Genomic DNA, 6,636 nt, shown 5'->3' on the forward strand with positions numbered 1-6,636 from the left:
GTATCGGTGCCGTCGGTGCCGCTCGCCGCGCCGGTGGCCAGGTTGATCGTCTCGGCGCCGGTCGTGGCGCTGTAGTCGGCGGTGTTGGTGCCGGTGCCGCCGTCCAGCGTGTCGTTGCCGAGCCCACCGACCAGCGTGTCGTTGCCCGCGTCGCCGTAAAGCGAGTCGTTGCCGGTGCCGCCGTCGATCCAGTCGTTGCCGTCACCGCCATAGATCGTGTCGGCCCCGCCCAGCCCGTAAAGCGAGTCGTTGCCGCCCAGACCGCTGATCGAATCGCCAGTGTTGCCGCCGGTCAGCGTGTCGTTTCCGCTGCCGCCGCTGAGGGTTGCCATGGTTGGTTTCGCGCCTGTGTCTGGTCCGGATCGTTATTGCCGGTAATGCTCTTATTTAGTTTGAATATTCTTGCCAAATCATGGCCAAATTGGGGCTGCAAGCGACGATTTTCCCTGCGACCTTGTCGCCCGCGACAGAAACTGGGGGCCCATGCGTATAAGCATGGCTGCCCGCACCGCGTGGCGGCGCATTTCAAGAGGACTGACCATGACCGACGCCGCCGAACGCCCCGCACCCGAACCTGTGGCGCCTGCCCCGGCCCGGCCCAAGGCCCCTGCGCACCGCGGACGGTGGCGGCTTGTGGTGCTGTTGGTGGTGCTGATCGCGGGCGGCGGTGCCGCGTGGTGGTTCACCCGCGGCGCGGCGCCGGTCAACTATGTTACCGCGCCCGCCGACCGCGGCGCGGTCACCAGCACGGTTTCGGCCACCGGCACGGTGAACCCGGTGCTGACGGTGACCGTCGGCTCGTACGTTTCGGGCGTGATCGCGAACGTCATGTGCGATTTCAACGATACCGTGACCGAGGGTCAGGTCTGCGCCAAGATCGACGACCGCCCCTTCACCACCGCCGTGGCGCAGGCGCAGGCCGACCTCGACCTGGCGCGCGCGCAACTGACCAAGGACGACGCCGGTCTCGACTACGCGCGGGCAAGTTATGACCGCAACGTCCAGATGGTGAAGTCGGACGCCGTGTCGCAGGACACCGCCGACCTTGCCAAGAGCACCTACGATCAGGCGCAGGCGCAGCTTCTGGTCGATCAGGCGACGATCGAACAGAAGCAGGCTGCGCTGGACGCCTCGAACATCAGCCTGGACTACACCGAGATCAAATCGCCGGTGGCGGGCACGGTGATCCTGCGCAACGTCACCGCCGGGCAAACCGTCGCGTCGAGCCTGCAGACTCCGACGTTGTTCCTGATCGCGCAGGACCTGACCGAGATGGAGGTCGACGTGAACGTCAGCGAAAGCGACATCGGGCAGGTGAAGGTGGGCGAGGATGCCAGCTTCACGGTGAACGCCTTTCCCGCCCGCACCTTCACCGGCAAGGTCTCGCAGGTCCGCCAGTCGCCGCAATCGGTGCAGAACGTCATCACCTATGACGTCGTGGTGGCGGTCGCCAATGCCGACCTCGCGCTGCGCCCCGGCATGACGGCCTCGGCGAAAATCGTTGTGGATCAGCGCACTGATGCATTGCGTGTGCCGTCAAAGGCGCTGCGCTACCAACCCTCGACGATCGCGGCGGGGTCGGGCAAGCAGTCCGGGACGGCCTCCTCCGCAGGGGCACCAACGGCCGGCACCACGGCAGGCACGGGCACCACGGCAGGCACGGGCGCCACGGCGGGCGCGGGCACCGCGGCGGGCACGGGCACCGCGGCGGGCAAGCCGGGCACCCCCGGCCGCGTCTGGGTGCTGCGCGACGGCAAGCCGGTGATGGTCTACGTCCGCACCGGGCTCGACGATGGCACCAACACCGAGGTTCTCTCGGGCAAGCTCGAAGCCGGGGATCTGGTGATCCTTGGCGAAAGCTCGGTCGGCCGCAGCACCGGCGCCAGCGGCGGCGGCGCGCTCAGGTTCCGGCCATGAGCCCGCCGCCCGCCGCCCCACCCCTCGCCGCCCCGCCGCTCGCCGCCCCGGTCATCGAGGTGGCGGGACTGACCCGCACCTATGTGATGGGCGATACTGAGGTTCACGCCCTGCGCGGCGTGGACCTGACCATCCGCAGCGGCGAATTCGTCGCCATCATGGGTGCCTCGGGCTCGGGCAAGTCCACGCTGATGTCGATTCTGGGCTGCCTCGACCGGCCGTCCTCGGGCAGCTACCGCTTCGAGGGCACCGACGTGGCGCATCTGTCCGAGGATGCGCTGGCCGAGATCCGCCGCCAGCGGCTGGGCTTCGTGTTCCAGAGCTTCAACCTGCTGCCCCGCACCAGCGCGATGGAGAACGTGGCCCTGCCGCTGATCTACGGGCGCACCGCCTCGGGTGGCCGCGCCGGGCGCAACGCCCGCGCGCGCGCCGCCCTTGACCGCGTCGGCCTTGCCGGGCGCGAGGACAACTCGCCGGGCCAGCTGTCGGGCGGCCAGCAGCAGCGCGTGGCGATCGCCCGCGCGCTGATCAACGCGCCGCGCCTGTTGCTGGCCGACGAGCCGACCGGCAACCTCGACACCAAGACCTCGCACGAGATCATGGAAACGCTGACCCGGCTCAACCACGACAATGGCGTGACCGTGGTGGTGGTGACGCATGAACCCGACGTGGCCGCCTATGCCGATCGCGTGGTGACGATGCGCGACGGCCAGGTGCTGTCGGACGTGGCGACGCCGCACACCGCCGACACCACCACCGGCCCGCAGGCGCCGGTGCTGCCCGACATGGCCGCCACCGGGCGCGCGCTGGGCCCCTGGGCCTTCACGCGGATGATCTTTGCCGTCGCGGTGCAGTCGCTCAACCGCAACCGCACTCGGTCGTTCCTGACCATGCTCGGTGTTTTCGTCGGCGTCGCCGCGCTGATCACCATGGTCGCCGTGGGTCAGGGCGCCAATGATGCGGTGAAAAAGCAGATCGCGAGCCTTGGCACCAACCTCGTGGTGGTGCAGCCGGGCGCCACCGCGGCGGGCGGCGCGCGCGCGGGCGCGGGCAGCGCCTCGACGCTGACGGTGAAGGACGCCGCGGCGATCAGCGCCGAAGACCCCTCGGTGGATTCGGTCAGCTACCTGATCCGGCAGGGCGGCCAGGTGATCTACGCCGACCAGAACTGGCAGACCACGATCCAGGGCGTCAGCCCGGATTACCCCGCCGCGACGAACTGGACCATCGCCGACGGGCGCGGCCTGACCCAGGCCGACGACGATGCCGCCGCCGCTGTCGTGCTGATCGGCCAGACCGTCTACGCCCAGCTCTTTCCGCCGACCGAAAGCCCGGTGGGCGCGCGCATCCAGGTGAAGGGCACCCCGATGGAGGTGATCGGCCTGCTGACCGCCAAAGGCCAGACCGGCTATGGCCAGGATCAGGACGATGTCGTGATGATCCCCTATTCGACCGCGCAGCGCCGCGTCCTTGGCGCCGCCGCGCCAAGTTCGGCGCAGGTGCCGATCGGCTGGATCTACCCCACGCCGCCCAACCCCTATGGCCTGCCGCCGCGCCTGCTGGGCTATGTCAACCAGATCTATGTGCAGGCGACCGGCGCCGATCAGGTGCAGACCGCGATGACCGAGGTGACCGACACGCTGAACCGCGCCCACCGCATCCTGCCCGACCAGCCCAGCGACTTCTCGATCCGCAACCTCAGCCAGATCGCCGATGCCGCGCAGGGCTCCAGCCAGGTGCTGGCGCTGCTGCTGGCCTCGGTCGCGTCGATCTCGCTGGTGGTCGGTGGCATCGGGATCATGAACATCCTGCTGGTCTCGGTGACCGCGCGAACGCGCGAGATCGGGCTGCGCATGGCGATCGGGGCGCGCCGGATGCAGGTGCTGCTGCAGTTCCTCGCCGAGGCCGTGCTGCTCAGCGCGGTGGGCGGCGGGGCGGGTGTGCTGATGGGCATCGCGGCCTCGCTGGCGCTGTCGCACTTCGCGGGCTGGCCCGCGCCGATCTCGCCCACGGCGGTGATCGGCGGCTTCCTGTTCTCGGCCGCCATCGGGGTGTTCTTCGGCTACTACCCGGCCCGCAAGGCCGCCCGGCTGGACCCGATCGAGGCCCTGCGCTACGAGTGACGGGGAGCCTGCTTGAAGCTTGGTCTGGGGTCAATTGCCCGATTTCCAACCCCACGGTCCCGGCCGCACGCCCCTTGCCCAACGGCCTCCGGCCTTGTGGCCAACGTGACCGGGCAACTCTCCCCCTGAGAGTTGCCTTCCCGGTCCCGGGGCACCCGGAACACACTATCCCTCAGAAGAACCCCTTCGGGATCATGCCCGCCGCATAGGCCTCGCGCTCCAGCTCCTCGCGGAAATCGGGGTGGGCGATCGAGATCAGCGCGCGGGCGCGTTCGGGCACCGATTTGCCCTTCAGGTTCACGATGCCGTATTCGGTGACGACATACATCATGTCGGTGCGCGGCGTGGTGACGGTGTTGCCCGGCGTCAGGCGCGGCACGATGCGGCTGCGCCGGTCGCCGCGCTTGTCGTAGGTCGAGGCCAGGCAGATGAACGCCTTGCCATCCTTCGAGGCATAGGCGCCGCGCACGAACTGCAACTGCCCGCCGGTGCCCGAGATGTGGCGGTGGCCGTCCGATTCCGACGCCGCCTGACCCTGCAGGTCGATCTGCGTCGTGTTGTTGATCGCCACCGTCCGGTCGTTGAGCATGATGCGGTGCGGCAGATTGGTATGATCGACCGGGTGGAACTCGAAATCCGGATTGCGGTCGATCGTGTCATAAAGCGAGCGCGAGCCGAGCGCGAAGGTCGCCACGATCTTGCCGATGTCGATCTGCTTCCTGGTGCCGGTGATCTTGCCCGCGCGGTAAAGGTCGATGATGCCATCGGTCAGCATCTCGGTATGCACGCCCAGATCGGTGATGGCGCTGTCGGCGATCAGGCCGCAGACGGCGTTCGGCATCCCGCCGATGCCGATCTGCAGGCAGGATCCGTCCTCGATCTCGGCGGTGATCAGGCGCGCGACGGCGCGGTCCACCTCGGTGGGCGGCGGGTTCGCCAGTTCGGCGGCCGGGCGGTGGTCGCCCTCGATGATGAAATCGACCTCGGAGACATGCACCCCGGTCTCGACCCCCAGAACATAGGGCAGGCCCACGCATTCCTCGACGATCACGCAGCGTGCGCGCTCGATCACCGCGCGCGACCACAGGTTGGCGGCGGAGAAATTGAAATAGCCGTCCGCATCCATCGGGCAGGTCTTGATCACGACGATATCCACCGGGTCGATGAACCGGCGGTAATAGTCGGGGATCTCGCCCAGGTTCACCGGCATGTAGTGCGACAGGCCCGAGTCGTGCTTCTTGCGGTCATAGCCCGAGAAATGCAGGCTGACCCAGTGCACATGCTTGCCCTCGGGGTCTGCCTCGACGATGGCGCGTGGCCGGGTCGAGAGGCAGGAGCGCACCTTGACGCCGCTCAACGCCCCGATCCGCTTGGCCAGCGCCGCGTCGAAGGTGTCGGGCTGACCGAGCACGGCCCCATAGTCGAGCCACATGCCCGGCCGGACCAGCGCCGCGGCCTCATCCGACGTAATGCGGCGCGCAGGTGCGGCGGCAACCCGTTTCATCATCGCGAGACTCCTCCCAGCGGCCGCGTCTTTGGCGGCGGCCCGGCGCCAGTTTCCCCGTCAGCGGACAAATTGCAATGCCCGATCGCGGGCGGCATCGCGTCAGGTTGCTGACAGGCGGGGCCTGCTAGCCCTCCTGCAGCGACGGTCGACCAAGACCGCGCCACAGGCTGCAACCTGGCGGGCCCGCCCGCCATCCCGAACGGAGAAGACCCCAATGACTCGTTCCCTCGCCCTCGCCCTGACCGCCGCGCTGCTGGCAGGCCCCGCCTTTGCCGCCGGCACCCAGTGCTCGACGGCGCCCGCCGCAAGTTTCCAGCCCGAAGCGACGCTGAAGGCGCAACTGCTGTCCGAGGGCCTGACCGTCAAGCGGATCAAGACCGAAAAGGGCTGCTACGAGGTTTACGCCATCGACAAGGCGGGCAAGAAGGTCAACGTGGCCTATAACGCGGAAACCCTTGCCAAGGTCGGCAATGCCGAAGCCGGCGAGAACTGAGCGCCGGCTGCCGATGCTGGCCCCGCGCCCCGGCCTGGCCGGAACGCGGGTCTGGGATCCGGTGGTGCGACTGTTCCACTGGTCGCTGGTGATCAGCTTCGTGGTGGCCTGGTTCACCCAGGAGGGTGATCTGGGCTGGGTCCACGAATGGGCGGGCTACGCGGCGGGCGCGCTGGTCGGCATCCGCCTGCTCTGGGGCGTTGTCGGCACGCGCCATGCCCGGTTTTCGCAGTTCGTTCGCCGCCCGGCGACCGTGCTGGCCTACCTGCGCGACATCGTCACCGGGCGCGAGGCGCGCTACATCGGGCACAACCCGGCGGGCGGCGCGATGGTGATCGCCCTGCTGGCCGCGATGGCCGCGACGGCGATCAGCGGCTGGATGATGACGACCGACACCTGGTATGGCAGCGATCCGGTCCAGACCCTTCACTCGCTCTGCGCCCACGGCCTGCTGCTGTTGGTGCTGGTGCATCTGGGCGGCGTGGTTCTTGCCAGCCGCCGCCACGGCGAAAATCTGGTTGCCGCGATGGTGACCGGATTGAAGCGACCGGCCGGGCCCCGCGACGTCGATTAGCGTCGCGCCCCGGCCGGGGGGG

Annotated in this window: 6 protein-coding genes; 4 read left to right on the forward strand and 2 right to left on the reverse strand. The window is 68.7% G+C overall.

Annotation, left to right across the window (positions count from 1 at the left end; translation table 11 throughout):
- A partial coding sequence (locus AC11WY_RS18855) for a calcium-binding protein (RefSeq protein ID WP_482928344.1) occupies positions 1-332 on the reverse strand: 332 nt, incomplete at its 3' end.
- A gap of 208 nt (positions 333-540) precedes the next feature.
- On the opposite strand from AC11WY_RS18855, the gene AC11WY_RS18860 reads away from it, so the two are divergent.
- A complete protein-coding gene (locus AC11WY_RS18860; protein WP_482928346.1) occupies positions 541-1,917 on the forward strand; it encodes an efflux RND transporter periplasmic adaptor subunit in 1,377 nt (458 codons plus the stop codon).
- Positions 1,914-4,040: an ABC transporter permease gene (locus tag AC11WY_RS18865; RefSeq protein ID WP_482928348.1), complete on the forward strand. Its 2,127-nt coding sequence runs from the start codon at positions 1,914-1,916 to the stop codon at positions 4,038-4,040. Before AC11WY_RS18860 ends, AC11WY_RS18865 begins: the two co-directional genes overlap by 4 nt.
- A gap of 172 nt (positions 4,041-4,212) precedes the next feature.
- Here the strand turns inward: AC11WY_RS18865 and AC11WY_RS18870 are convergent, their stop codons facing one another.
- Positions 4,213-5,547: an acetyl-CoA hydrolase/transferase family protein gene (locus AC11WY_RS18870; RefSeq protein WP_482928350.1), complete on the reverse strand. Its 1,335-nt coding sequence runs from the start codon at positions 5,545-5,547 to the stop codon at positions 4,213-4,215.
- Positions 5,548-5,761: 214 nt separating this feature from the next.
- Between AC11WY_RS18870 and AC11WY_RS18875 the strand changes: the two genes are divergently transcribed.
- Both AC11WY_RS18875 and AC11WY_RS18880 read left to right on the forward strand, forming a co-directional pair.
- Positions 5,762-6,040: a PepSY domain-containing protein gene (locus AC11WY_RS18875; RefSeq protein WP_482928352.1), complete on the forward strand. Its 279-nt coding sequence runs from the start codon at positions 5,762-5,764 to the stop codon at positions 6,038-6,040.
- A gap of 13 nt (positions 6,041-6,053) precedes the next feature.
- Positions 6,054-6,614, forward strand: a complete 561-nt coding sequence (locus AC11WY_RS18880; protein ID WP_482928354.1) for a cytochrome b/b6 domain-containing protein — start codon at positions 6,054-6,056, stop codon at positions 6,612-6,614.
- Positions 6,615-6,636 lie beyond the last annotated feature (22 nt).

Source organism: Solirhodobacter sp. (assembly GCF_964715405.1).